The sequence below is a fragment of the Dongia sp. genome (assembly GCF_041905885.1).
In the GTDB taxonomy this organism is placed as follows: Bacteria; Pseudomonadota; Alphaproteobacteria; order Dongiales; family Dongiaceae; genus Dongia.
Map to the genome: position 1 here is coordinate 25,142 of NZ_JAYRKD010000040.1, position 24,239 is coordinate 49,380.

The following is a 24,239-nucleotide window of genomic DNA, read 5'->3' on the forward strand; positions in this document are numbered from 1 at the left end:
GCTTGCGGTGTTTAGTGATTTGGTGTTTACTAAACAAAAATCAGCGCAGGGGAGCGCGTGAGCTCATGAAGATCGGTTTCAACCTTCTGCTCTGGACCATCAATGTCGAGGACAAGCATATGCCGATCCTCGAGGACCTGAAGAAGACCGGCTATGACGGCGTCGAAGTGCCGGTGTTCGGCGGCGATCCCGCGCAGTTCAAAATGCTGGGCCAACGTCTCTCGGACATGGGCCTGGAGCGGACTGCGGTTTCCGCGCTGACCAGCACCGAGGTCAATCCCCTCGCCGATGCGGCGACCCGCGCCAAGGCGGTCGATTTCATGAAAGGCGTGCTCGACGGTTGTGCGGCGCTCGGCGCCACGCGGGTCGTCGGCCCGATGCATTCGGTGCTGGGTCATTTCAGCGGCAGCGGTCCGACCGAGGACGAGAAGAAGCGCTGCGTCGAGTTCTGCCGGGCGGTCGGCGACCACGCGAAATCGGTCGGCGTCGTCGTCAACCTCGAGGCGCTCAACCGTTTCGAATGCTATTTCGCCAACACGATGGCGGACCTGCAGGCCCATGTGGAGCGGGTCGGGCACCCCTTCATCCAGGGCATGTACGACACCTTCCATTGCAACATCGAGGAGAAGGACCCGATCGGCGCCATCGCGAAACACGCCAAGGCGATCGGCCATGTCCACATCTCGGAGAACGACCGCGGCACGCCGGGGCGCGGCCATATCGACTTCGCCGCCACCTTCAAGGCGCTGAAGGCCGTGAAGTATGACGGCTGGCTCACCATCGAAGCCTTCGGGCGCGGCCTGGTCGAGCTGGCCGCCGCGACCAAGGTCTGGCGCGATTTCTTCCCGGATCCGAAGCAGGTCTATCAGGAAGGCTTCACCGTGATCCGCGACGGCTGGGCCAAGGCATGACCATGGGCATGACACCCGAGCAGTTGAAAGGCCTGATCGAGACCCTGGCCAGGACCGTGATCGCCGAGGCCGACCGGCTGACCGCGCTCGACCAGGCGATCGGCGACGGCGACCACGGCCTCAACATGAAGCGCGGCTTCGAGGCGGTGCTGGCCGATCTTGACGGTCTCGCGCGCAAGCCGCTCCCCGATGCGATCAAGGCGATCGGAACCCATCTGGTGATGAAGGTGGGCGGCGCCTCCGGCCCGCTTTACGGCACGCTCTTCCTCACCATCGGCAAGGAGCTGCCGGCGGCGCCGGGCCTGGCCGATTTCGCCAAGGCTTTCGCCGCCGCCTTCGAAGCGGTGAAGGCGCGCGGCAAATCCGATCGCGGCCAGAAGACCATGCTCGACGTGCTGGGGCCGGTCAGCGATGCGCTGGCCGGCGCTGCGGCCGACCCGCAGCTCGGCGACCGGTTGAAGCGCGTCGCGACCGAAGCGGCCGAGGCGACCGTCCCCATGAAGGCGATCCGCGGCCGCGCCTCTTTCCTCGGCGACCGTTCGATCGGACATATGGATCCCGGCGCCTGTTCCTCGGCGCTGATGATCGCCGCCGTCGTCGATTTCCTGGAGACAAAATGAGCAGCAATGTCGGCATCGTCATCGTTTCCCATTCGCCAAAGGTTGCGGAGGGTGCCGCCGACATGGTGCGGCAGATGGTGGGCGCGGCGGTGCCGGTCGCCTGGACCGGCGGCAATCCCGACGGCGGCCTGGGCACCAGCGTGCCCTCGATCATCGCGGCGATCGACCAGGCCTGGTCGGAATCCGGCGTTGCGATCCTGGTCGATCTCGGCGGCGCCGAGACCAACAGCGAGATGGCGGTGGAAATGCTGGATGCCGAGAAACAGTCGAAGGTCGTGATCTGCAACGCGCCGATCGTCGAGGGCGCGGTGATCGCCGCGGCCGAAGCCGCCAGCGGCGCGTCGCTCGACCTCGTGAAGAAGACCGCCGAGGAGCTGTCGCCGCAATGATTGAATCCAACGGGAGCGAGGCAACCGGAAGCACGCTGCTCACGCATTCGGCCGGCCTGCATGCGCGGCCGACCTTGAAGCTCACCATGCTGGCCAAGACCTTCGCGGCGAAGATCGAAATCGCGGCGAAGCCCGAGGGGCCCTGGATCGACGCCAAGAGCGTGGTGAGGGTGATGGCGATGAAGGTGCCGAAGGACGTCACGCTGCATATCCGCGCCAGCGGCGACAAGGCAGAGGAAGCGGTGACGGCGATCGTCGCCTTGGTCGATCGCGATTTCGACGAGGGATCCGATGGAGAAAAGGCAGCCCATGGCTGAGATCCGCTGCACCGGGCGGACGGCGTCTCCGGGTGTGGCGATCGGCACGCTCTTTGTCTTGCAGGCGGCGATCCACCGGGTGCGCGGCATCGGCACCGCGGCGGAAGAGGCCGGCGCGCTGGACGGCGCGATCGAAGTCGCGAAGCTCGAATTGGCGGAACTGATCGCCCAGACCGAAGGCGAGGCGGCGGAGATTCTGACCTTCCAGGTCGCGATGCTGGAGGATGAAGCGCTCACCGCGCCGGCCCGAGCCGAGATCGCGGGTGGCGCCTCGGCGGATCTTGCCTGGCGCCAGGCGCTGGATGCGCAGATCGCCGACTATGCCGCGGCCGACGACGAGTATTTCCGGGCGCGGGCCAGCGACCTGGTGGATATCCGCGACCGGGTGCTGCAGCATCTCTCCGGCGCTCAGGTCCAGGCCTTGCCGCAGGGCGCTGTGATCGCCGCCGAGGATATGACGCCGTCGCGCTTCCTGAGCCATGACTGGCGCAGCGGCGGTGCGATCGCTTTGTCGAAGGGCAGCCCATCGAGCCATGTCGCCATGCTGGCGCGGGCGCGGCATGTGCCGATGGTAGTCGGCCTCGGGTTTGATACCGCGAAGCTGCAAGCCGGTGCGCCGGCGATCGTCGATGGAGGCGCCGGCATGATCATCCTCGACCCGGAAGTGGAATCGCGCAAACAGGCCAGCAGCCAGATCGCCAAGGAGGCTCGGCTGGAAGCCGAGGCGCAGCACTTCCTGAAGCGCCCGGCGGTGACCCGCGACGGCACCGCGGTCGCGGTCTTCGTCAACGTCGCCTCGCCGGAGGACTTGAACGGTCTCGATCCCGCGATCTGCGACGGAATCGGCCTGGTGCGCACCGAGCTGCTGTTCCATGCCGACCACGGACTGCCGGACGAAGCGCAGCAGGTCGCGGTCTACCAGCGCATCCTGGCCTGGGCCTCGGGCCGGCCGGTGATCGTGCGTACGCTCGATGCCGGCGGCGACAAGCCGATCCCGGGCCTCACGGTTGAGGAGAGCAACCCCTTCCTCGGCCTGCGCGGCCTGCGGCTGTCCTTGAAACGACCCGAGGTGTTCCGCACCCAGCTGCGCGCGCTCTGTCGCGCGGCGGTCGCCGGCGAGCTCAAGATCATGCTGCCGATGGTGACCGTGCCGGCGGAACTGGAAGAGGCGCGCGGGCATCTCGACGCGGTCGTCGCCGCGCTGGCCAAGGCGGGTGTGGCACACAAGCGCCCGCCGCTCGGCATCATGGTCGAGGTGCCGAGCGTCGCGGTGATGCCGGAGCGCTTCGATGCGGATTTCTTCTCGATCGGCTCCAACGATCTTACCCAATACGTCATGGCCGCGGCCCGCGACTTGAGCTCGGTCGCGCATCTGGCCGACACGGCGGATCCGGCGGTGCTGCATCTGATCGAGCGGGTGGTCGACCACGGCGCCTGCCAGGGTGTCGAGGTCAGCCTCTGCGGCGACGCCGCCTCCGATCCGGCGCTGGTCCCGCATCTCCTGAAGAGCGGGCTGCGCAAGCTTTCGGCCGCGCCGGGCGCGGTTGGGCGCGTGAAGGCCGCGATCGCCGGCATCGAGCTCTGATGGCAATCGTGGTCGAGCAGCGCGAGAACGCGGTCGCCGAATACAAGCGTATTCTGGCCAAGGTGCTGGAGAACCGGCCCTCGGGCACGCGGCAGCGGCTGGCGGTGGCGCTCGGCAAGAATCGCAGCTTTATCTCGCAGATCGCCAACCCGAGCTATGCGACGCCGATCCCGGCACAGCATCTCGAGACCATCTTCGAGATCTGCCTGTTTCCCGCGACCGAGCGGCGCGCTTTCCTCGATGCCTATGGCCGCGCCCATCCCGGCAAGGTCGAGCGCCGGCAGCGAAAGGATCACCACCGCCTGCGCCCGGTCACCGTCTATGTGCCGGATCTCGAGGACGAGGCCAAGAATCACGCGCTCGATCGGCTGCTGTCCGACATCGCCGCGCGGATCGGAAAACTGACCGAAGATTGAGGGGAGAAAAGCCATGAAGAAGCTGATCAACGGCGTCGATACCGTGCTCGCGGAGAGCCTGGGCGGATTCGCCGCGGCCCATGCGGATATCGTCACCCTCGGCGCCGATCGGCTGTTCCTGCGCCGCAAGACCTTGAAGCCGGGCAAGGTCGCCTTGCTCTCCGGCGGCGGATCGGGGCATGAGCCGCTGCATGCCGGCTTCGTCGGTCACGGCATGCTGGACGGCGCCTGCCCGGGCCAGGTCTTCACCTCGCCGACGCCCGACCAGATGGCGGCCGCGGTCGGCGCCATCGACACCGGCAAGGGCACGCTCTTCATCGTGAAGAATTATGAAGGCGACGTGATGAATTTCGAGATGGCGGCCGACATGGCGGAGACGCCGGTCAAGACCGTGGTGGTCGATGACGACGTCGCGGTCGAGAAGTCGACCTACTCGATCGGAAGGCGCGGCGTCGCCGGCACCATGATCGTCGAGCGCATCGTCGGCGCCGCGGCGGAGCAGGGCGCTTCGCTCGACGACGCCCAGGCCTTGGGCAAGGACGTCAACACCCGCACCCGCTCGATGGGTGTCGCGCTCACCAGCTGCACGGTGCCGGCCGCGGGCAAGCCCACCTTCACCCTCGCCGAGGATGAGATGGAGATGGGCGTCGGCATTCACGGCGAGCCGGGGCGGCGGCGGGTGAAACTCGCCAGCGCCGACGACATCGCCCAGGAGATGATGACGGCGATCCTCGACGATCTGGCACCCAAGAGCGGCTCGGAGGCGATCCTGCTGGTGAACGGCTTCGGCGGCACGCCGTCGATGGAACTCTATCTGATGTGCAACGCCGCCAACCGGATCCTGGCGGGGCGGGGCGTGACGCCGGTCCGCACCCTGGTTGGCGCCTATGTGACGTCGCTGGAGATGGCCGGCTGCTCGCTGACCGTCTCCCTGGTCGATGACAGGCTCGCCAAGCTCTGGGACAGCCCGATCCACACCGCCGCCTTGCGCTGGGGGATGTAGGCCGACTCACCACGCGAGGCGCGGCCGCGCTGCGGGCTCGCATCGCAAGAACAAATAAGGTACAATGCTCTGATGGTTGCGGGTCAACCCCGACAGGACCCCGACAGAATCATCTTCGTATCTTACGATAGTACAAAAAATCAATTAAAGATCAGGCGGTTATGGCACCCTCGGATGGCCCGTCGGGGTAGATCCGCCACAGCGTCGCATACATCTTCTCCTGTTCTTGAGCTTGCCCTTGACCGATCCGCTTTATCACGACTAGGCTGATAGAGTTACAAGGCTAATTATAACGAACGCATTGTGTGAAATAACCAGGCAGGGATGAGGTCATTCATGGCGACAAGAGCCCAACGTCTCCCCTCCTTGAACGCGCTGAAGGTGTTCTGGGCGGCTGCGCGTCACGGCAGCTTCGTCAAGGCCGCCAATGAGCTTCATGTGACCGCCTCCGCGGTCAGCCTGCAGATCCGCCAGCTCGAGGACGAACTCGGCTTGAAGCTGTTCGAGCGCACGCCCAAGGGTCTGGCGCTCACCACCGCCGGATCGCGGGTGCTGCCGGACGTGAACGCGGCCTTCGAGAAATTGCGTACCACTTTCGCCGCGCTGAACGAGGCGGAGGAGGGCGCGGTGCTGACCGTCTCGGCGGCGCCGTCCTTCGCGGCCAAGTGGCTGCTGCCGCGGCTGAACCGCTTCCTCTCCGCCAATCCCGACATCGAGGTCAGCATCAAGGCGACGGTCGAGCTCGCCGATTTCGAGCGCGATGCCGATCTCGGCATCCGCTACGGCCGCGGCGGCTACCCGGATCTCGAGACCGAATTGCTGATGCGCGAGATGGTCTTCCCGGTCTGCAGCCCCGAGCTGTTGCAAGGGCAGAGGAACAAGGTGAGCGCCGATTTCCTCAACAGCGTGAATCTGCTGCACGACGACAGCGCCGACCAGAACGAGGCGCTGCCCGGCTGGAAGATGTGGCTTCGCGCCGCCGCCATCGACGATGTGGACTGGCGCAAGGGCCCGCGCTTCAACCAGACAGTGCTGGCGATCGAAGCGGCGGCGGCCGGCTTGGGTGTCGCGCTGGCGCCGGCGGCCCTGGTCGACGGCGACTTCGCCGCCGGCCGCCTGGTGCGGCTGGCCAGCGCCGAACTCAGCGAAGCCTTCGCCTATTACCTGGTCTATCCCGCCACCAAGGCCGAGCGCGCCGCGGTGAAGGCCTTCCGCGCCTGGCTGTTCGAAGAGCTCGGCGGTGCGGGCTTGGGTTCCACGGTTGCGCCCCATGGAACGCGCCTGCTGCAGGCGGAGGCCGCGGCGTAGCCGGAGCTGCCCTTTCCAAACTTCGGCGAGATTGACGAAGCGCGCTGCAAGGGGCGCGCAACTCCTCGGGTGAACCTGCATTGCTTTGTGGACGACACGCGGATTCGCGGGTCCGCGCGACGCGCTCGCGTCTTCTTGTCTTCCATAAATCCAGCAAGGGAATGCGCCATGCAGGACCCCAGCCAATTCGGAATAACGCGGCGGGAGGCGATGATCGCGGCCGCCGCGTCGACCGCGGTCACCGCGGTGCCCATTCGCGCCGACGCCGCAGCAGCGGATCCGGCAGAGACGCCCGTGACGCAGAAAGTCACCCTCACCGTGAACGGCGCCGAGCACGCGCTCGAGCTCGAAACCAGGACCAGCCTGCTCGACGCACTGCGCGAGCACCTGCAGCTCACCGGCACCAAGAAGGGCTGCGATCATGGCCAGTGCGGCGCCTGCACGGTCATCGTCGAAGGTCGCCGGATCAATGCCTGCCTCACGCTGGCGGTCATGCATGAAGGCCAATCCATCACCACCGTCGAAGGGCTGGGAAATCCGGACAATCTGCACCCGATGCAAGCCGCCTTCGTGAAGCATGACGGCTATCAATGCGGCTACTGCACCCCCGGCCAGATCTGCTCCGCGGTGGCGGTGCTCGACGAGCTCAAAGCCGGCATCCCGAGCCACGTAACCGCCGACCTCACCGCACCGGTCGCGCTCAACGAGACCGAGCTCCGGGAGCGGATGAGCGGCAACATCTGCCGTTGCGGCGCCTATTCCAACATCGTTGAGGCGATCGTCGAAGTCGCCCGGAGGCCGGCATGAAGCCCTTCACCTACGAGCGCGCGTCCGCGCCGGCCGATGCCGCCGCGGCGGCGGCCCGGGTCGCGGGCGCCAAGTTCATCGCCGGCGGCACCAACCTGCTCGACCTGATGAAGCTGCAGATCGAGGCGCCGGCGCATCTGATCGACGTGAACGGCCTCGCCCTCGACGCGATCGAGGAGACGGAGGAGGGCGGCTTGCGGATCGGCGCGCTGGTGCGCAACACCGATCTTGCCGCCGACCCACGGGTGCGGCGCGACTATGCCGTGCTGTCGCGCGCCTTGGTCGCCGGCGCTTCGGGCCAGCTGCGCAACAAGGCGACCACGGCCGGCAATCTGCTGCAACGGACCCGCTGTCCCTATTTCTACGACACCAACATGCCCTGCAACAAACGCGCACCCGGCAGCGGCTGCGCGGCGCTCGGCGGGTTCAGTCGCCAGCTCGCGGTGGTGGGCGGCAGCGATGCCTGTATAGCGACCCATCCGAGCGACATGGCGGTGGCGATGCGGGTGCTCGATGCCACGGTCGAGACCGTGAAACCGAACGGGCGCACGCGCGGCATCCCGATCGCCGATTTTTACAAGCTCCCCGGCGACACGCCGCATATCGAGACGGTGCTGGAGCCTGGCGAGTTGATCACCGCGGTCACCTTGCCCAAGCCGCGCGGCGGCAAGCACATCTATCGCAAGGTGCGCGACCGTGCCTCCTATGCCTTCGCCCTGGTTTCGGTTGCGGCGATCGTGCAGCCGGACGGGACGGGCCGCGTCGCCTTGGGTGGCGTGGCGCCTAAGCCGTGGCGGGTCGAGGCGGCCGAAGCGGAGCTGCCGAAGGGCGGCAAGGCGGTTGCCGCCGGCCTCTTCGCGGACGCCAAGCCGACCCGGGAGAACGCATTCAAGCTGGTCCTGGCTGAGCGCAGCTTGAGCGCCGTGCTGGCCGAAGCGAGAGGGTGAAGTCATGAAATTCGACAAGCCAGCCGGCAGCAATCCGATCGACCAGCTCAAGGTCATCGGCAAGCCCACCGACCGCATCGATGGCCGCTTCAAGACCACGGGCCGCGCACCCTATGCCTATGAGCGGCACGACGTCGTTCGCAATCCGGCCTATGGCTGCGTGATCGGCGCCGCGATTGCCAAGGGACGCATCGCCGCGATGGATCTTGGCAAGGCGAAGGCGGCGCCGGGCGTGCTGGCCATCGTCACGGCGGAGAATGCCGGCAAGCTCGGCAAGGGCGACAAGAACACGGCGAAGCTGCTGGCTGGCCCCGAGATCGAGCACTATCACCAGGCCGTGGCGGTGGTGGTGGCCGAGACCTTCGAACAGGCGCGGTCCGCCGCTGCACTGGTGCGGATCGACTACGTGGAAGGCGACGGCTCCTTTGACCTTTCCGCGGCCAAGGATGCCGCGAAGAAGCCGAAGCCGAGCTTCGGCGGCCCGGCCGACACTGCCGTGGGCGATTTCGCCGGCGCCTTTGCCGCCGCGGCGGTGCAGCTCGACCAGACCTACACCACGCCGGACCAGACCCATGCGATGATGGAGCCGCATGCCTCGATCGCCGAATGGAAAGGCGAGAAGCTCACGATCTGGACCTCGAACCAGATGATCGCCTGGACCGTCGGCGACGTGGCGAAGACGCTCGGCATCCCGAAGGAGAATGTGCAAATCGCCTCGCCCTTCATCGGTGGCGGGTTCGGCGGCAAGCTGTTCCTGCGGGCCGATGCCTTGCTGGCGGCATTGGGTGCGAAGGCGGCCGGCCGGCCGGTGAAGGTCGCGCTGACCCGGCCGCAGATGATGAACAACACCACGCATCGGCCGGCGACGATCCAACGCATCCGCATCGGCGCCGACAGCGACGGCAAGATCACCGCCATCGCGCATGAGAGCTGGTCGGGCAATCTCCCGGGCGGCGAGGCGGAGACCGCGGTCAGCCAGACCCGGCTGCTTTATGCCGGCGCCAACCGGATGACCGCGATGCGCCTGGCCGAACTCGATCTCGCCGAGGGCAATGCGATGCGGGCTCCCGGCGAGGCCTCCGGCATGATGGCGCTGGAGATCGCCATCGACGAGATGGCGGAGAAGCTGAAGCTCGATCCGGTCGAGTTCCGCATCCGCAACGACACCCAGGTCGACCCGGAGGACCCGAAACGTCCCTTCTCGCAGCGCCAGCTGGTCGAGTGCTTCCGGCAAGGTGCGGACCGCTTCGGTTGGATGCAGCGCGCGACGACACCTGGGCAAATGCGCGACGGGCGCTGGTTGACCGGGCTCGGCACCGCGGCCGCGTTCCGCAACAACCTGGTGACCAAGTCGGCGGCCCGGGTGCGCTTGAATCCCGACGGAAACGTCACGGTCGAGACTGACATGACCGATATCGGCACCGGCAGCTACACGATCATCGCGCAGACCGCAGCCGAGATGATGGGCGTGCCCCTGGAACGGGTGAAGGTGAAGCTGGGTGACTCGCGCTTTCCGGTCTCCTGCGGCTCGGGCGGGCAGTGGGGCGCCAACAACTCCACCTCCGGCGTCTATGCCGCCTGCGTGAAGCTCCGGCAGGCCGTGGCCCAGAATCTAGGCTTCAACGCGGAAGAGGAGCTGCTGTTCGCCGATGGCGCGGTGCAGGCCGGCAACCGCAGTGTTCCCTTGCTGGAAGCGGCGGCGGGCGATGAACTGGTCGGTGAAGACGCGATCGAGTTCGGCGACCTCGCTGAGAAATACCAGCAATCGACCTTCGGCGCGCATTTCGTCGAGGTCGGCGTCGATGCCTATACGGCGGAAGTCCGGGTGCGACGGATGCTGGCGGTCTGCGCCGCCGGACGCATCCTCAACCCGAAGGCGGCGCGCAGCCAGATCATCGGCGCCATGACCATGGGCGCCGGCGCGGCGCTGATGGAGGGGCTGGTGATCGACAAGAAGCGCGGCTTCTTCGTGAACCACGACCTCGCCAGCTACGAGGTGCCGGTCCACGCCGATATCCCGCATCAGGAAGCCTTCTTCCTACCCGAAGCCGACCCGATCTCCTCGCCGATGAAGGCCAAGGGCGTCGCGGAACTCGGCATCTGCGGCGTCGCGGCGGCGGTTGCCAACGCGGTCTATAACGCGACCGGTATTCGCGTGCGGGACTATCCGATCACCCTGGACAAGATGATCGAGCGGATGCCGGAGGTCGCCTAGTCCACCACCGCAGCCGCCGCGGGCGGTGCGCCGCTGGGCTTCGCGGGCCGGCGGAGGAAGATCAGCAGCGGCACGGCGGCCAGAGTGACCCACATCATGAACTGGAAGTCGTTGAGATAGGCGATGGTCGCCGCCTGACGCGTGACCTCGGCATTCAGGGCGGCGAGCCCGGATGCGCTATCCAGCGACCAGGCCGGGGGCAGGAAGCCGTCCTGCATCATCGGCTTGTAGGGCGAGGCATGCTCGGCGATGTCGGCGTGGTTGATCTGGGTGTTCTGCGAGAGCAGCGCCATCACCACCGAGATGCCGATCGACGAGCCGATGTTGCGCAGCAGGCTGAACAGGCCCGCGGCTTCGGTCCGGAGCTTCGGGTCGAGGGTGGAGAAGGTGATCGTGCTCAGTGGCACGAAGATGAAGCCGAGGCCGAAGCCCTGGATGATGCCGCTCTCGACGATGTCGGCCTGGCTGGTGTCGAGGTTGAAGCCGACCATCTGCCAGAGCGAATAGGCGGTCAGCAGCAGGCCGGTCAGGATCAGCAGGCGGGTGTCCACCTTTCCAACCAGCTTGCCCACCAGCATCATCGCGATCATGGTGCCGATGCCGCGCGGCGCCAACACGAAGCCGACGGTGATGACCGGATAGCCTTTGAGGTTCTGCAGGAAGGGCGGCAGCAGCGCCATGGTCGCCAAGAGCACGATACCGATCAGGAAGATGAAGCAGAGCCCGGTGACCAGATTGCGGTCCTTGAACAAGCGCGGCGTGATGAATGGATGCTCGTGCGTCAGCATATGCACGATGAACATGTAGAAGGCGAGGCCGGCCAGCACGGTCTCGACGATGATCTCATTGGAGGAGAACCAGTCCAGGAGCTCGCCGCGGTCCAGCATCATCTGCAGTGACCCGATGGCGAGGCCGAGCAGCGCGAAGCCGAAGAAGTCGATCGGCTTGTCCTTCTCCTTCTCGGTCTCGGGCACGAAGGCGAGGATGCCCATCAAGGCCAGGATGCCGAAGGGCAGGTTGATGAAGAACACCCAACGCCAGTTATAGTATTCGGTGAGGTAGCCGCCGAGGGTGGGGCCGAGGATCGGGCCGACCATCACGCCGACGCCCCACATCGCCATGGCGGCGCCGTGCTTCTCCTTGGGGTAGGTGTCGAGCAGGACCGACTGCGAGAGCGGTACCAGCGCGGCGCCGAACACGCCCTGCAGCAGGCGGAACAGCACCATCTGCTCCAGTGTCGCGGCGATGCCGCAGAGCATGGAGGCGATGGTGAAGCCGACCACCGACCAGACGAACAGCCGCTTGCGGCCGAGCTTGGCCGAGAGGAAGCCGGTCGGCGGCGTCATGATGGCGGCGGCGACGATGTAGGAAGTCAGCACCCAGGCGACCTGGTCCTGGGTCGCCGAGAGCGAGCCTTGCATATGCGGCAGGGCGACGTTGGCGATGGTGGTGTCCAGCGCCTGCATGATCGTCGCCAGCATGATCGAGCAGGTGATCAGGAACGGCGAGGCCGTGGGCTTAGCTGTCATCTTTCTTCCTCGTCATCCTCCGCGAAGGCGGAGGATCCACGAGTTTCTACCGTGCGAGGGATGCAAACTCGTGGATGGTACGCCTTCGCGTACCATGACGACCTAAGTTGGTCGTCACTTCTCTCCGTCGATCCAGGCCATGGCGGAATGGATCAGGCTGGGCAGCGAGCGGGTATGGCCGGTGTCGATCTCGACCTCGACGCTCATGCCGGCGCGAAGCTGCGGCTGGTCGGGCTTCGGCTCTAGCTTGAGGCGCACCGGGATGCGCTGCACCACCTTCACCCAGTTGCCGGTCGCGTTCTGCGCGGGCAGGGCGCTGAACTCGGAGCCGGTGGCGGCGCCGACGCTCTCGACCTCGGCCACGAAGTCGACCGACGGATAGGTGTCGACGCTGATATGCGCCTCCTGGCCCGGCTTCACGTAAGTGAGGTCGGTTTCCTTCAGGTTGGCGTCGATCCAGAGATCGTGGTCCGAGACCAGGCTGAAGGCGGGACGGCCGGCGGTCAGATAGGTCCCGGTGCGGATATTGTCGATCTGGCTGACGATGCCGTCGCTCGGCGCCACGACGGTCGCACGGCGGAGATCGAGTTCGGCTTGGTCGACTTTGGCTTGCGCCGCCTGGACACGCGGATGGTTCTCGGGCGCGATGTCGGGATTGCCGCTGAGGTCCGAAAGGATGCGCTGAATGTCCTGCTTCACGCCGGAGACCTGGGCCTGCGCCACGCTGTACTGGTTGCGCGCCTCGTCGTAATCGGATTCCGAGATGGTCTTGGCGTTGAACAGCTTCTCGCGGCGCGCGTATTCGCGCTTGGCCAGGCCGACATTGTCGTTGGCCATCTGCAGGTCGGCTTGGCGCTGGCGATAGGCGGCCTTCTGCGCCTCGATGTCGTTGCGGGCGGCGGCAAGTTCCGCCTGCGCGCCGGTCAAGGTGATCTTCAACGGCTCCGGATCGATCTGCAGCAGGATCTCGCCTTGCCGGACGACCTGGTTCTCCTGCACCGGCACCTCGACCACGCGGCCGGAGACTTCCGGGCTGATCGAGGTCATATGCGCCTTGATATAGGCGTTGTCGGTGCCCTGGAAGCGGCCGCCGGTCAGGTAGACGTAACCGGAGACCAGGATGACCGCGACCGGGCCCAGTGCCAGCAGCAGGCGGCGCCAGCGCCGCCGCTTGCGGAAGGCGAGGGTGATCCCGTCGCGGGGCGCAAGGGTCTGTGGCGCGGTGCCCGGCCCGCTGGTCGGCGCGGCGGCGTCTGCGGCTGAACCTGAATCAGGCATGGTTGGCTGTTCTTGCACTCGGTGTTGAAATGGTTTCGTCGCTCGCTTTGAGTTCGCGGCCGGAGAGATTGCCGCGCACCTTCATCAGAAGGTCGGTCAGTTGCTCGCGTTCCGCGTCGGTCAGTCCGGCCAGGGCGGACTCCCGGGTTTCGGAGGCGAGGCCTTGGAGTTGGACCAGCAGCGGCCCGGTCGCTTCCGTGAGGTGCAGGCGGCGGACCCGGCGGTCGTTGGGATCGGGGCGGCGCTCCACCAGCCCGGCGGCCTCGAGCTTGTCCAGCAGGCGCACCAGGGTGATCGGCTCGATCTCCAGCATGTCGGCGAGGGCCGCCTGGTTGGAGCCCTCGTTGCGCGCGATATAGGCGAGCACCGCCCATTGCGCGCGGGTCAGGCCCGTGCCCTTGGAGCGCCGCTCGAAGTCCCGGCGCAGCAGGCGCGCGGTGTCGTGGAGGAGAAACCCGAAGGTGATCTGAAGCATCTGGCAAAATCTGCGCGGTTGATATGGATGCATAACATAAGCATGCTTATGATGTCGTCAAGCAATGACTTATGAACGCCAGATCCTTGGATTTTAAGCGTTCGTTAACCATCCGCAGTAAGGGAACCTTAGCCATTCGGGGCGCTAAATCAGGATTAGTTGGGATCGGAGTCTCGGGCGCGTCCCGCGAATCTAGGAATAAGATCGTTTCAAAGATCGAGGGGAGGTCCGGTCGTCCGGATGCGCCTGTTGAAGCGAATGCGCGTTTTAGCGGCGAGTATTGTCCTGATCGTCACCCAGACCGTGCTGGGCGGCGCGCCTGCTCACGCGCTCGAGGATCAGGGCGGTCTCTTGGCGCGCACCGCCCTTGGTGGTCTCGCGGTCGGCGCCGTTGTCGGTGCGCTGGTGCTGTTCCTGCTGGCCAAGCGCGCGCGGCTGCGCGCCGCGCATCATGCCGAGCTGGTCCAGCTCGCGGGCGTTCCCGAGGACAACCCGCATCCGATCCTGCGCATCGCCGCTTCCGGCGAGGTGCGTTATGCCAACGCCGCGGCCAATGCGCTGCTCGGGCGGATCGGCGCGGAACCAGAACTCTGGGCGCAGTGGCAGGAAGCGGTCCGCGCGATGCGCGGCACCGGGCGCACCGAACGACGCTTCGAGATCGGCGATCGGGTCTATCTCCTGAGCGCGGTCACCGATGCCGGCGCCTGCCTCAATGTATTCGTGTTCGATGTGACCGACCTCTTCGCCAAGGAACGCGCGCTCAGCCAAAGCGAGGCGCGCCTCGCCCTGGTGACGCGCACCGCAAGGCTCGGCCTGTTCGAGATCGACGTCCAGAAGCGCAGCATCAGCTACAACGACATCTACGCCTGGCAGCTCGGGATCGGGCCGGTCTCCTACACCGAGAGCCTGGATCTCTGGGCCGAGCGCATCCATCCGGCCGAGCGCGAGGCGACCTTGCGCGCGATGCAGGATTTCATCGGCGGCCGGCTCGGGCGCTATCGCATGGAGCACCGGCTCGACAACGGCCGCGGCGGCTGGTTCTGGGTCTCGGCGATCGCCGAGGTGACCGAGGTCGATCCGATGACCGGCATGCCGCGCCAGATCATCGGCTCGCATCTCGACGTGACCGAGCTCAAGAACTCCGAGCTGGCGCTGGAGCGCAACAACCGCCGCAGCCAGGCCCAGCTCGACCTGGTGGCGCTGGGCGACAAAGGATCGGAATCCGCGCTGTTCGCCTGCGCGGCCGAGCATGCGGCGGGGATCACCGACAGCCCGCGCGGGGTGTTCTATGTGCTCGACGACAAAGGCGCGATAGAGGCCACCTATCGCTTCGGACCTGGCGAACATCCGCGGCGCGCCGGCGAGCTGAAGCTCGATGGCGAGATCCGCGACGGCGGCAGGATCGTCGCGCGCCTGAGCGTCGCCGGCCGATCGGGCGCTTATGACGCCGAGGATGCGGCGAGCCTGCAGGTCATCGGCATCGAAGCCTGGCGGCTGGTGCAGAGAATCCGGCAGGCACGCAAGCTCGAGATCCAGTCGCGCGTGCTGCAGAGCGCGGTCAACGGCATCGTCATCACCGATCCGGAAGGCCTTGTCGAATGGGCCAATCCGGCCTTCGAGCGGATCACCGGCTACGCGCTCGAGGAGATGATGGGGCACGACCTGCGCCTGCTGCGCTCGGGCGAGCACGAGGATTCCTTCTATCGGCGACTCTGGGAGACGATCAAGGACGGGCGTTCCTTCACCGCCGAGTTCGTCAACCGCCGCAAGGACGGCAGCCTGGTCACAGTCGAGCAGGTCATCACGCCGGTCCTGGGCGCCGGCGGCCAGATTGAGAAATACATCTCCATTTCCGAGGACATCACCGAGCGCAAGTCGGTCGAGAGCCGGCTGGTCTATCTCCGCCAGCATGACGAGCTGACCGGCCTGCTCAACCGCGCCAGCATGGTCGACGTGATCGACCGCGCGATCGCCGAGCAGGAGCGCGGTGGTCCGGGCTTCGCCTTGATCTATGTCGGGCTCGATCATTTCAAGGTGGTGAACGACCGGGTCGGTCGCCAGTCGGCCGACGAGGTGCTGCAGCGCATCGCCGTCATCCTGAACGATTGCCTGCGGCCAACCGACAATGTGGCGCGCTGCGGCGGAGACGAGTTCGTGGTGCTGCAGCGGATGGCGAAGAGCGCCGACGACGCGGCCAATCTGGCGCGCCGGCTTTCCGCCGCGCTCAACAGCGGGATGGAGGCCAGTCCGGTCGAGGTGCGGCTGGGCGCCAGCATCGGTATCAGCGTCTTCCCGGCCGATCAGGGGACGGCGGATGAACTCCTGACCAAGGCGGAACTGGCGATGCGCAGGGCCAAGACCGAGATGCGCGGCAGCGTCCGCTACTTCACGCCGGCGCTCCAGGAAGCGGCGCAGACCCGCGCCAAGCTCGCCTCCGCCTTGCCGGCGGCGATGCGCGAGGGGCAGATCTTCCTGGTCTACCAGCCGCTGGTTGACTTGAAGACCGAGACGGTCATCGGCTGCGAGGCGCTGGCGCGCTGGAAGCATCCGGAGCTCGGCATGGTTTCGCCGCTGCAGTTCATCGCGATCGCCGAGGAGACCGGCCTGATCGGCGAACTCGGCCTCTACATCCTGCACCGCGCGATCATGGATTTCTCCGCGGCCATTCCGGGTTATGTCGAGAAGAATCTCACGCTTTCGGTCAATCTTTCCTTCGGCCAGTTCGCAGAAGACGAGTTCGTGGAGTCGATCCGCGGCGCGCTCGACGTGACGGGCTTCGCGCCGGAGCGCCTGGAACTGGAGTTGACGGAATCGATGCTGGCCCTGGAGCCGGAGCGGGCGAGCGAAACCACGCGCTCACTGGCGACATTGGGATGCAAGCTGGCGATCGACGATTTCGGCACCGGTTATTCATCGCTGGCGCAGTTGCGCCGCTTTCCGGTGGATTATCTCAAGATCGACCGCAGCTTCGTGATCGACCTCGAGAGCGGCGAGGGCCCGCAGGCCGTGGTCCGGGCCGCGATCGCGATGGCCCACAGCCTGGGCATGGCGATCATCGCCGAAGGCGTCGAGACCCCGCAGCAGGCCGAGTTCCTGCGCGATGCCGGGGCCGAGGTGGTGCAAGGCTATCTGTATGGCAAGCCGATGCCGATCGAGGACTTCGCCGCCATGGCCGGCCAGCCGGCACGGCCGCAGCCGCAAACGCCGATCCGGGCGACCCACACCGCCTCGCGCCGGCTGCACTAACGATCCAGCATCACCTGCGCGGCGCCGCGCTCGAAGAAGCTCTTCGGGCAGGTGGTTGCGGCTTCGTTGAGATCGCGGCGGCCGTCCTCGATCTGGCCGGAGACGAGCGCCAGCGCGCCGATGTAGAAGGCGGCCTGGCAGGCCTGGTCGTCGCGATAATCCGGATCGCCTTGCTTGGCCGCGGCGCGGACCTCGTCGGCCGTGGCGACGCCCATATAGAGCGAGACGATCGGACCGGGCCATTCGCTGAGATCCGCGCCGCCGAAGCGGGCGATCAGGTTGGGTTTCGCCGCACGCCCGGCGCCGGTTTCGGCCAGGTAGAGCCAGAGCCCGCCGAAGGTGTAGCGCGGCTTCACCGCCAGGTATTGCTTGATCGACGTCACCGCCTCCGGGTATTGGCCGAGATAGTACTGGATGATGCCCTTGTTCCAGGCGGCAAGCTCGGTGTAGTCGGCGTCGATCTGCGCGGCCTGGTCGAAGTCGTAGACGGCTTCCGCGTATTGGCCGACCAGCATGCGGTCGCTGCCGCGGTTGTAGTAGGCGGTCGCATCCTGCGGCTTGAGCTCGATCCGCTTGCTGTAGTCCGCGATCGCCTGTTCGTAGGCATCCTTGGACTCCAGGCTCATGGCACGATCATAGAAGGCTTGCGAATAGTCGGGCCGGAGCTTGATGGCCTGATCGAAGCTGGCGATTGCCTGGTCGTAGTCGCCTTGGGCGTGGTAGGCCATGCCGAGGTCGTTGTAGGCCCTTGCGGCATCGACATCGGAAAGGCCGCCGGACTGCGCGGCATGGCTGCAGAGCTTGATCGCCCGCGCCCAGTCCTGCGCATCATTGGCGTCGTAGCAGGCCTGGAGGTCCCGCGGGGCGGCCAAGGCCCAGTCGCTGCAGCCGAGAAACGCGGCCACCAGCGCCGCCGCACAGAATTTCAAACGCAATCAAACCCCCGAAATGCCGCCTGCAGTTGTAGCCGCCAGCCTAATCGAGAGACTCGGAAAGCGCCATAGCCGCGGTTGCGAAAACCGGGGCTTTCCTTTAGTTTCCGCGCGGTTGCCGCGGGTTTCGGGGTGTAGCTCAGCCCGGTAGAGTACCTGCTTTGGGAGCAGGGTGTCGCTGGTTCGAATCCAGTCACCCCGACCAGCGGCAAAAGCAAACGGCGAGAAAGCGGAATCGGAAGATGCAGGCGCGAATTTTCAAACCGACCAAGAATGCGATGCAATCGGGACGCGCGGGTGCGCAGCAGAAGTGGGTGTTGGAGTTCGCACCCTCCTCGCGCCGCGAGGCCGACCCGCTGATGGGCTGGACCAGCTCCGACGACACCCGCCGGCAACTGCGCCTCACCTTCGAGACCCGGGAAGAGGCGGTCGCCTATGCCGAGCGCGAAGGCATTCCCTACATTGTCGAGGAGCCCGCGGTCAGAAAGGTCCAGCCCAAGGCCTATGCCGACAACTTCCGCTTCGACCGGATCGGCAACTGGACGCATTGACCACAAGCCTCAGCACGGCCCCGTAGCTCAGCGGATAGAGCAACCGCCTTCTAAGCGGTAGGTCGCTGGTTCAAGTCCAGCCGGGGTCGCCAATCCGGCGCGCCGGGGCCGGTCACGCCGCGCGCACGCCGGCGATGTAGCGCTCGACCTCTTCGCGCATCACTTCGGCCTGCTTCGCAAGCTCGCTCGAAGCTTCCAGCACCTGCGCCGCGGCGCTACCGGTATCCTGCGCAGCGGTGCTGACGCTCCCGATGTTGGCCGAGACTTCCTGGGTGCCTTGCGCCGCCTGCTGGACGCTGCGGGAGATTTCCTGGGTCGCCGCACCTTGCTCCTCGACCGCCGAAGCGATCGCGGTCGAGATCTCGTTGACGCGATGGATGGTCGTGCCGATGCCGCGGATCGCTTCCGCGGAGCCCGCGGTCGCATCCTGGATCGCCTTCACCTGGCCGGTGATCTCGTCGGTCGCGCGCGCGGTCTGGGTGGCAAGCGTCTTCACCTCCGAGGCGACCACGGCGAAGCCCTTGCCGGCCTCACCCGCGCGGGCCGCCTCGATCGTGGCGTTCAAGGCGAGCAGGTTGGTCTGACCGGCGATCTCGTTGATGATGCGCACGACGTCGCCGATCTTCTGCGCCGCATCCGCGAGACTCTGCACCTTGCCGTTGGTCTCCTCGGCCTCGACCACCGCCTGGCCGACGATGCGGGTCGATTCCGTCACCTGGTTGCTGATCTCGTGGATCGAGGCGGAGAGCTCCTCGGTCGCCGTGGCGACGGTCTGAACATTGGCGGTGGTTTCCTCGGCCGCACCGGAAACCACCGTCGCCTGGCGTGCGGTCTCCTCGGCGGTCGCGGTCATGGTCGTGGCGGTCGCCTGCAGTTCGGTCGCCGCAGCTGCCACTGTCTTGAGGACGACGCTGGCGGCGCGGTCGAAGTTCTCGGTCAGAGTCTCGATCGCCCGGGCACGGCGGGCGCGGGTCTCCGCCTCCGCCATCTCGCGCGCCTGCATTTCGCGGTTGCGGATCAGGTTCTCGCGGAAGACCTGCATGGTCGCCGCGATCTGGCCGATCTCGTCCTTGCGCTCGGTGCCGGCGATCGGGGTATCGGTGTCGCCTTCGGAGAGCAGCCGCAGCCGCGCCACCGAGGCGGCGACCGGGCGGGCGATCGCATAGGATGCCATCAGGTAGCCGAGCCCCAGCCCGCCCAAAACGCCGATGATCGCCGTGCCGATCATGATGAGCTTCAGCCGGCTGCCGGTGGCCAGCGCTTCCTCGACCTCCTGGTTCATCTCCTGCTGCGAGAGGGCGGCGTAGTCTTCGACCGCGTCGCCCAGGGCATCGGCTTCCGCGCGGCTCTGCACCGCGGCGTCGATGATCTTTTGCCGCGCCTCGTTCGCCTCGACCTTGTCACCCAGCGCCTTGGCGCGTGCGACGGTCTCGTCGAGCTCGGGCAGATAAGCCTCCAGCGCCTTCGCGACTTCGGCGAGCTTGGCCGTCTGTTGCGGATCGGCCTGCTTGCCGGCCTGCGCCAGCTTGTCGGCGAGGCCGGTGCGACGGCGTTCAATCTCCTCGAGTGCGGCGGCGAGGCTGGCGGCAGAGGGATCGGCGGCGAGGCGGAACTCGGCGCGGTTGAGGCCGAGCACGTCCTGATGGATGCGCTCGCCGAGCGCTGAATCGAGGCCGCTGCCGGCGACGTCCTCGGCCTCGTGATCGAGCTCGGTCACGCCGTGCACGCCGACCATCGCGACGATGGCGATCACCATCGACATGGCGCCGACCAGGGTGAGCAGCTTGAACAGGATCTTCCAGTTCGAAAACGCCCGCATCGCCGCCTCCAGAAGCCGTCCGATCGATGTAACGGGCATTAATATTGGGGACAGCTTCCTAACATTTGATGAAATTCAGGCGGTTTTCCGGGGGATTTGAAGTGAAATCTTGAGAGGAAAAACCCGGCAGTGCCGCGGAAGGGGATTCCCAACAGCGCAGCGCCCGGGGCGTTCCCACACCCGCGCTGGCGGCCAATACGGTTCGGAGCGGCTCCATTTTGAGGGGTCCCATGGATCACGCCGCCGGATCACCGGTTTCTTTCCCATGACCGATGGCGCCGCCTGAACCGCTGGAGCGGTCGGACCGGCCAGCTCACTGGGACTTTGGAGGTTCAGATGAAACGCGCGCTCCTGGCCGCGGGCTCGGCCTTATTCGGCCTGATGATCGGAACCGGCGCCCTTGCCGCACCGCCCGAGGGTGAAGGTGGCAAATGCATCAGCGCTCAGGATTGGGCGACTGTGGTGCGCGACAAGTCCACCGGTGTCGCGATCAAGGTCCTGGCGAATATCGACGGGATGGAAGCCAAGCAGGTGGTCGAGCGGGTGAACGCAGAGCCGCCGAAGACCCATTTGTCGGCCGATCATGTGATCGTGCTCGGCGCGAAAGTCGTGGAGACCGGCCAGCCGGCGTCCTACGTGCTGGTGGCCTTCTTCAACCAGGGCTGCCTGGTCGCGTCCGGCCGCGCCGACCCGAAAGGCGTCGCCGATCTGCTGGAAGGCGAATCCACCTGATATATCAATAGCATTTCATTCCCGAGGCGGAGCGGGCCCTGCGATCTCAAAGGTCGCGGCGGCCCGCTCTCGCTTGAATGTTCGGTTGATCTGTATCAAGGTTCCCGCAGGATAACACAGCAACCATTGGTCGGTGGGTGGCTGGATGCATGCAGGGTGACGGGATTGCCTGACGTGGAGAAGCCGGAAGCCACTGTTTTGGTCGTTGATGATGACCCGGATCTCCTGCAGTCCCTGCGCGTCCTGCTGGAGGCCTACGACTACACCGTGATCATGGCGGCCAACGCCGCAGCGGCCATCGCCGCAGTGTCGGAGCAGCAGCCGGACCTGGTGCTGACCGACATCTACATGCCCGACGCCGATGGGTTCGAGCTGATCAACGCCCTGCGCCAGCACAATCTGAACGTGCCGGTGGTGGCGATGTCGGGCGGCGGCCGGGTCGGCGGCTATGACAACCTCTCGGTCGCCACGCATCTCGGCGCGGTCGCCGTGATCGACAAGCCCTTCTCCAATGCCTCGCTGATAGAGACGATCGAGCGCGTCCTGTCCGGGCAAAAGACCGATCGCTGAGCCGGACCATCAGAACCGGCGTGGGCTAGAGCGTCGAAAAATCTCACAAAAACCCGGCGCTTTGCGCTCGCTGCGGCGGCTGCTGTAGCATGTCGCCGTGGCGCGCTCATCCCGCGCGCCGATCCAGCTGCACAATGAGGAGGCGACATGGCCGGCAAGTACATCTCCTTGACCGCAAAGGACGGCGGCACCTTCCGCGCCTACCTGGCGCCGGCCGCCTCCGGCAAAGGCCCGGGCATCGTGCTCTGCCAGGAGATCTTCGGCATCAACGCCTATGTCCGCGAGGTGGCCGATCAGTATGCGGCTGAAGGCTATACCGTGCTGGCGCCCGACTTGTTCTGGCGCATGGAGCCCAACGTCGATATGGGCTACTCGCCAAAGGAATGGGAGCGCGCCTTCGACTTCTTCAAGCGCTTCAACGTCGACAAGGGCATCGAGGATATCGGCGTCGCGGCGCAAGCGCTGCGGACGCGCCCGGAGAGCACCGGCAAGGTGGGCACGCTCGGCTTCTGTCTCGGCGGCAAGCTCGCTTACCTCACGGCGTGCCGGGTGAAGGTCGATGCCGCGGTCTGTTACTACGGCGTCGGCATCGAGCAGAACCTCGATGAATCGCAGAACATCAAATGCCCGATGGTGATGCACTTCGCCGATAAGGACCAGTTCGTCCCCAAGGAAGCGATCGAGCGGATCAAGGCGCATTTCGCGCCGCGGCCGGAGATCGAGATCTATGTCTATCACGGCCAGGACCATGCCTTCGCCCGGACCGGCGGCGACCATTATGACAAGGCCTCGGCGATGACCGCCGAGGCGCGCAGCAAGGCCTTGTTCAAGAAGGCCCTTGGATAACCCATTGGGTTAGCGGAACTCGCGTCTTCCCCCTGGGTTGATTCCATCCCGGCACCGCCCGTCGTTAGAATCACTCCAGGCGATCACCCAGAGGGAAGCACCATGGCCAGTTCCAGCGCTTCGCTGCACGAAGAAAATCTGAGCCCGAAAACGATCGACCAGCACCGCGCCTACGTCTCGCTGCAAGAAGAGCTCGAAGCCGCCGACTGGTACAACCAGCGCTTCGAGGCCGCGACCGACCCGGAACTCGCGGCGATCCTGGCGCATAACCGCGACGAGGAGAAGGAACACGCGGCGATGGTGCTCGAATGGTTGCGCCGCGGCGATCCCAAGCTTGATGAGCATCTCAGGACCTATCTCTTCACCGAAGGCTCGATCCTGGACATCGAAGTCGCCGCGGAACACGGCGGGGGCGAAGGCGATGAGGAAGCGGAGGCAAGCGGTGGTGGAGGCGCGCCGGCCGACTCATCGCTCGGCATCGGCAGCCTGCGTGGCACCGGCAGCCTGGTCGTCACGGGAGCCTGAACATGAGCCATCTGCATCGCCATCTCGCGCCGATCTCCGCCGAAGCCTGGACCCAGATCGACGAGGAAGCCAAGCAAACGCTGAAGACCACCCTGGCCGCGCGCAAGCTGGTCGATTTCGAAGGGCCCAAGGGCTGGCAGAAGTCCGCGGTCTCGACCGGCCGGGTGAAACCGGCCGAGCCGGCGCCGCGCGAGGGCGTCACCGCCGCAGTCCGCCGGGTGCAGCCGCTGACCGAGCTGCGCGCCGTGTTCGAGCTCTCACGCGAAGAGCTGGATGCGGTGGATCGCGGCGCCGACAATCCGGATCTCGATCCGGTGATCGCCGCGGCGCGACAGATTGCGCTCGCCGAGGATGGAGCGGTGTTCCACGGCTATGCCGCGGGCAAGATCGCCGGCATCTGCGAGGCGGCGCCCGGTGGGTCGATCGCGATCACCCACAATTACGAGGACTACCCGGTCGCGGTCGCGCAGGCGATCACCCGGCTCAGGAATGCCGGCGTCGACGGTCCTTATGCGATTGCGCTCGGGCCGCAATGCTATACCGGTCTCACTGACAGCACGAAGAACGGCTATCCGGTCATTCAGCATGTACGCCGGCTGATCGACGGGCCGATCGTCTATGCGCCGGCCGTGGATGGCGCGGTGGTGCTCTCGATGCGCGGCGACGATTTCAAGATCACGGTCGGCGAGGATTTCTCGATCGGCTATCTCGACCATACCGCGAAGACCGTGACGCTCTATCTGGAAGAGAGCTTCACCTTCCAGGTGCTGTCGCCGCAGGCCGCGGTGCGGCTGGCCTATAGCGACGGCAAGAAGAAGTAGCGCCGCCCCTCGGCGAGACCCCGCGCGAACCTTTACGACCCCGCCGGTTGGAAGGGGTAGAAAGCTACGCCAGGCCTTTGCCGGTGAACGATTTTTCCATTTGAGAGGCTGGAGACCTTATCCCGCTGGCGTAAAGGTTGGTAAAGGTTCCGGCTTCGCCCCACGGGGTGAGCATCCCGCGGGCACGATGTTCGGTGCCGCATTCACGATTTCAAACAGCGCAACGATTATACCATGACCGTCGCTGCGCGTCTCTCAGCTTGCATTGCAGGTGACGTAAGAGATTTTGTGTCAGGGCAAGGAAGGGGTACTCCAGATGTGAACTGCCAAGCACACAAGAGGAGCACCCCCATGCCACAGCAAGCTGCGACGATCACGAGTTTACCACTGGCTTTTG

The 24,239-nt window shown here is 66.0% G+C and carries 23 protein-coding genes and 2 tRNA genes; 20 read left to right on the plus strand and 5 right to left on the minus strand.

What is annotated here, in order from left to right; all coding sequences use genetic code 11:
• Positions 1 to 65: 65 nt before the first annotated feature.
• The 11 genes from ACH2CY_RS26340 (at position 66) to paoC (ending at position 10,518) form a co-directional block, all read left to right on the plus strand.
• On the plus strand, positions 66 to 911 hold the full coding sequence (locus ACH2CY_RS26340; protein ID WP_395022899.1) for a sugar phosphate isomerase/epimerase family protein: 846 nt from the start codon (positions 66 to 68) through the stop codon (positions 909 to 911).
• The gene (dhaL, locus tag ACH2CY_RS26345; protein WP_395022901.1) at positions 908 to 1,531 is read left to right on the plus strand and encodes a dihydroxyacetone kinase subunit DhaL; all 624 of its coding nucleotides are present in this window, start codon (positions 908 to 910) and stop codon (positions 1,529 to 1,531) included. Before ACH2CY_RS26340 ends, dhaL begins: the two co-directional genes overlap by 4 nt.
• Positions 1,528 to 1,920: a dihydroxyacetone kinase phosphoryl donor subunit DhaM gene (gene dhaM / locus ACH2CY_RS26350; protein ID WP_395022903.1), complete on the plus strand. Its 393-nt coding sequence runs from the start codon at positions 1,528 to 1,530 to the stop codon at positions 1,918 to 1,920. The genes dhaL and dhaM overlap by 4 nt, the downstream gene beginning before the upstream one ends.
• On the plus strand, positions 1,917 to 2,237 hold the full coding sequence (locus ACH2CY_RS26355; RefSeq protein ID WP_395022904.1) for an HPr family phosphocarrier protein: 321 nt from the start codon (positions 1,917 to 1,919) through the stop codon (positions 2,235 to 2,237). Before dhaM ends, ACH2CY_RS26355 begins: the two co-directional genes overlap by 4 nt.
• Positions 2,230 to 3,822, plus strand: a complete 1,593-nt coding sequence (gene ptsP / locus ACH2CY_RS26360) for a phosphoenolpyruvate--protein phosphotransferase (protein ID WP_395022906.1) — start codon at positions 2,230 to 2,232, stop codon at positions 3,820 to 3,822. The genes ACH2CY_RS26355 and ptsP overlap by 8 nt, the downstream gene beginning before the upstream one ends.
• Entirely contained in the window at positions 3,822 to 4,238 is a 417-nt protein-coding gene (locus tag ACH2CY_RS26365; RefSeq protein WP_395022907.1) for a hypothetical protein, read from the plus strand. Before ptsP ends, ACH2CY_RS26365 begins: the two co-directional genes overlap by 1 nt.
• Positions 4,239 to 4,251: 13 nt before the next feature.
• Positions 4,252 to 5,241, plus strand: a complete 990-nt coding sequence (gene dhaK / locus ACH2CY_RS26370) for a dihydroxyacetone kinase subunit DhaK (protein WP_395022908.1) — start codon at positions 4,252 to 4,254, stop codon at positions 5,239 to 5,241.
• 336 nt (positions 5,242 to 5,577) lie between these two features.
• A complete protein-coding gene (gene gcvA, locus ACH2CY_RS26375; RefSeq protein WP_395022909.1) occupies positions 5,578 to 6,549 on the plus strand; it encodes a transcriptional regulator GcvA in 972 nt (323 codons plus the stop codon).
• A 168-nt stretch (positions 6,550 to 6,717) separates the two neighbouring features.
• Positions 6,718 to 7,356, plus strand: a complete 639-nt coding sequence (paoA, locus tag ACH2CY_RS26380; RefSeq protein ID WP_395022910.1) for an aldehyde dehydrogenase iron-sulfur subunit PaoA — start codon at positions 6,718 to 6,720, stop codon at positions 7,354 to 7,356.
• Positions 7,353 to 8,303 carry an FAD binding domain-containing protein gene (locus tag ACH2CY_RS26385; RefSeq protein ID WP_395022912.1) on the plus strand — a complete coding sequence of 317 codons (951 nt, stop codon included), beginning with the start codon at positions 7,353 to 7,355 and terminating at the stop codon, positions 8,301 to 8,303. Before paoA ends, ACH2CY_RS26385 begins: the two co-directional genes overlap by 4 nt.
• A 4-nt stretch (positions 8,304 to 8,307) precedes the next feature.
• Entirely contained in the window at positions 8,308 to 10,518 is a 2,211-nt protein-coding gene (gene paoC / locus ACH2CY_RS26390) for an aldehyde oxidoreductase molybdenum-binding subunit PaoC (RefSeq protein WP_395022913.1), read from the plus strand.
• On the opposite strand, the gene ACH2CY_RS26395 is transcribed toward paoC, so the two are convergent.
• The 3 genes from ACH2CY_RS26395 to ACH2CY_RS26405 all read right to left on the minus strand — a co-directional run bounded on the left by ACH2CY_RS26395 (position 10,515) and on the right by ACH2CY_RS26405 (position 13,800).
• A complete protein-coding gene (locus ACH2CY_RS26395; protein ID WP_395022914.1) occupies positions 10,515 to 12,047 on the minus strand; it encodes a DHA2 family efflux MFS transporter permease subunit in 1,533 nt (510 codons plus the stop codon). The genes paoC and ACH2CY_RS26395 overlap by 4 nt on opposite strands.
• A 114-nt stretch (positions 12,048 to 12,161) precedes the next feature.
• Entirely contained in the window at positions 12,162 to 13,325 is a 1,164-nt protein-coding gene (locus ACH2CY_RS26400) for an HlyD family secretion protein (RefSeq protein WP_395022915.1), read from the minus strand.
• On the minus strand, positions 13,318 to 13,800 hold the full coding sequence (locus ACH2CY_RS26405) for a MarR family winged helix-turn-helix transcriptional regulator (protein ID WP_395022917.1): 483 nt from the start codon (positions 13,798 to 13,800) through the stop codon (positions 13,318 to 13,320). The genes ACH2CY_RS26400 and ACH2CY_RS26405 overlap by 8 nt, the downstream gene beginning before the upstream one ends.
• A 258-nt stretch (positions 13,801 to 14,058) precedes the next feature.
• Here ACH2CY_RS26405 and ACH2CY_RS26410 point away from each other — a divergent pair, with 258 nt between their 5' ends.
• Complete coding sequence (locus ACH2CY_RS26410) at positions 14,059 to 17,046, plus strand: EAL domain-containing protein (protein WP_395022919.1); 2,988 nt, start codon at positions 14,059 to 14,061, stop codon at positions 17,044 to 17,046.
• Here the strand turns inward: ACH2CY_RS26410 and ACH2CY_RS26415 are convergent.
• Positions 17,043 to 17,981: a tetratricopeptide repeat protein gene (locus ACH2CY_RS26415; protein WP_395022921.1), complete on the minus strand. Its 939-nt coding sequence runs from the start codon at positions 17,979 to 17,981 to the stop codon at positions 17,043 to 17,045. The two genes, ACH2CY_RS26410 and ACH2CY_RS26415, sit on opposite strands and share 4 nt — an antisense overlap.
• Positions 17,982 to 18,106: 125 nt before the next feature.
• On the opposite strand from ACH2CY_RS26415, the gene ACH2CY_RS26420 reads away from it, so the two are divergent.
• The 3 genes from ACH2CY_RS26420 to ACH2CY_RS26430 all read left to right on the plus strand — a co-directional run bounded on the left by ACH2CY_RS26420 (position 18,107) and on the right by ACH2CY_RS26430 (position 18,621).
• A tRNA-Pro gene (locus tag ACH2CY_RS26420) sits at positions 18,107 to 18,183 on the plus strand.
• A gap of 37 nt (positions 18,184 to 18,220) precedes the next feature.
• Positions 18,221 to 18,529, plus strand: a complete 309-nt coding sequence (locus ACH2CY_RS26425; RefSeq protein ID WP_395022923.1) for an ETC complex I subunit — start codon at positions 18,221 to 18,223, stop codon at positions 18,527 to 18,529.
• Between the two features lie 16 nt (positions 18,530 to 18,545).
• A tRNA-Arg gene (locus ACH2CY_RS26430) sits at positions 18,546 to 18,621 on the plus strand.
• A gap of 20 nt (positions 18,622 to 18,641) precedes the next feature.
• Here the strand turns inward: ACH2CY_RS26430 and ACH2CY_RS26435 are convergent.
• Positions 18,642 to 20,348: a methyl-accepting chemotaxis protein gene (locus tag ACH2CY_RS26435; protein ID WP_395022925.1), complete on the minus strand. Its 1,707-nt coding sequence runs from the start codon at positions 20,346 to 20,348 to the stop codon at positions 18,642 to 18,644.
• 336 nt (positions 20,349 to 20,684) lie between these two features.
• Here ACH2CY_RS26435 and ACH2CY_RS26440 point away from each other — a divergent pair, with 336 nt between their 5' ends.
• The 5 genes from ACH2CY_RS26440 to ACH2CY_RS26460 all read left to right on the plus strand — a co-directional run bounded on the left by ACH2CY_RS26440 (position 20,685) and on the right by ACH2CY_RS26460 (position 23,842).
• Entirely contained in the window at positions 20,685 to 21,080 is a 396-nt protein-coding gene (locus ACH2CY_RS26440) for a hypothetical protein (RefSeq protein WP_395022926.1), read from the plus strand.
• Positions 21,081 to 21,236: 156 nt separating this feature from the next.
• Positions 21,237 to 21,650 carry a response regulator gene (locus tag ACH2CY_RS26445; RefSeq protein ID WP_395022927.1) on the plus strand — a complete coding sequence of 138 codons (414 nt, stop codon included), beginning with the start codon at positions 21,237 to 21,239 and terminating at the stop codon, positions 21,648 to 21,650.
• Between the two features lie 147 nt (positions 21,651 to 21,797).
• Complete coding sequence (locus ACH2CY_RS26450) at positions 21,798 to 22,496, plus strand: dienelactone hydrolase family protein (RefSeq protein ID WP_395022928.1); 699 nt, start codon at positions 21,798 to 21,800, stop codon at positions 22,494 to 22,496.
• 102 nt (positions 22,497 to 22,598) lie between these two features.
• A complete protein-coding gene (locus ACH2CY_RS26455) occupies positions 22,599 to 23,021 on the plus strand; it encodes an encapsulin-associated ferritin-like protein (protein ID WP_395022929.1) in 423 nt (140 codons plus the stop codon).
• 2 nt (positions 23,022 to 23,023) lie between these two features.
• Positions 23,024 to 23,842 (plus strand): family 1 encapsulin nanocompartment shell protein, encoded by an 819-nt coding sequence (locus ACH2CY_RS26460; protein ID WP_395022931.1) that lies wholly within the window; start codon positions 23,024 to 23,026, stop codon positions 23,840 to 23,842.
• Positions 23,843 to 24,239 lie beyond the last annotated feature (397 nt).

Excerpts from the sequence above, each read along its gene's own strand:
- paoA (WP_395022910.1), top strand. The coding sequence starts at position 6,718 with ATGCAGGACCCCAGCCAATTCGGAATAACGCGGCGGGAGGCGATGATC.
- ACH2CY_RS26355 (WP_395022904.1), top strand. The coding sequence starts at position 1,917 with ATGATTGAATCCAACGGGAGCGAGGCAACCGGAAGCACGCTGCTCACG.
- dhaM (WP_395022903.1), top strand. The coding sequence starts at position 1,528 with ATGAGCAGCAATGTCGGCATCGTCATCGTTTCCCATTCGCCAAAGGTT.
- ACH2CY_RS26405 (WP_395022917.1), bottom strand. The coding sequence starts at position 13,800 with ATGCTTCAGATCACCTTCGGGTTTCTCCTCCACGACACCGCGCGCCTG.
- ACH2CY_RS26395 (WP_395022914.1), bottom strand. The coding sequence starts at position 12,047 with ATGACAGCTAAGCCCACGGCCTCGCCGTTCCTGATCACCTGCTCGATC.
- dhaK (WP_395022908.1), top strand. The coding sequence starts at position 4,252 with ATGAAGAAGCTGATCAACGGCGTCGATACCGTGCTCGCGGAGAGCCTG.
- ACH2CY_RS26460 (WP_395022931.1), top strand. The coding sequence starts at position 23,024 with ATGAGCCATCTGCATCGCCATCTCGCGCCGATCTCCGCCGAAGCCTGG.
- ACH2CY_RS26435 (WP_395022925.1), bottom strand. The coding sequence starts at position 20,348 with ATGCGGGCGTTTTCGAACTGGAAGATCCTGTTCAAGCTGCTCACCCTG.
- paoC (WP_395022913.1), top strand. The coding sequence starts at position 8,308 with ATGAAATTCGACAAGCCAGCCGGCAGCAATCCGATCGACCAGCTCAAG.
- ACH2CY_RS26450 (WP_395022928.1), top strand. The coding sequence starts at position 21,798 with ATGGCCGGCAAGTACATCTCCTTGACCGCAAAGGACGGCGGCACCTTC.
- ACH2CY_RS26400 (WP_395022915.1), bottom strand. The coding sequence starts at position 13,325 with ATGCCTGATTCAGGTTCAGCCGCAGACGCCGCCGCGCCGACCAGCGGG.
- ACH2CY_RS26410 (WP_395022919.1), top strand. The coding sequence starts at position 14,059 with ATGCGCGTTTTAGCGGCGAGTATTGTCCTGATCGTCACCCAGACCGTG.
- ACH2CY_RS26365 (WP_395022907.1), top strand. The coding sequence starts at position 3,822 with ATGGCAATCGTGGTCGAGCAGCGCGAGAACGCGGTCGCCGAATACAAG.
- ACH2CY_RS26340 (WP_395022899.1), top strand. The coding sequence starts at position 66 with ATGAAGATCGGTTTCAACCTTCTGCTCTGGACCATCAATGTCGAGGAC.
- ACH2CY_RS26385 (WP_395022912.1), top strand. The coding sequence starts at position 7,353 with ATGAAGCCCTTCACCTACGAGCGCGCGTCCGCGCCGGCCGATGCCGCC.
- ACH2CY_RS26440 (WP_395022926.1), top strand. The coding sequence starts at position 20,685 with ATGAAACGCGCGCTCCTGGCCGCGGGCTCGGCCTTATTCGGCCTGATG.
- ACH2CY_RS26455 (WP_395022929.1), top strand. The coding sequence starts at position 22,599 with ATGGCCAGTTCCAGCGCTTCGCTGCACGAAGAAAATCTGAGCCCGAAA.
- ptsP (WP_395022906.1), top strand. The coding sequence starts at position 2,230 with ATGGCTGAGATCCGCTGCACCGGGCGGACGGCGTCTCCGGGTGTGGCG.
- ACH2CY_RS26425 (WP_395022923.1), top strand. The coding sequence starts at position 18,221 with ATGCAGGCGCGAATTTTCAAACCGACCAAGAATGCGATGCAATCGGGA.
- dhaL (WP_395022901.1), top strand. The coding sequence starts at position 908 with ATGACCATGGGCATGACACCCGAGCAGTTGAAAGGCCTGATCGAGACC.
- gcvA (WP_395022909.1), top strand. The coding sequence starts at position 5,578 with ATGGCGACAAGAGCCCAACGTCTCCCCTCCTTGAACGCGCTGAAGGTG.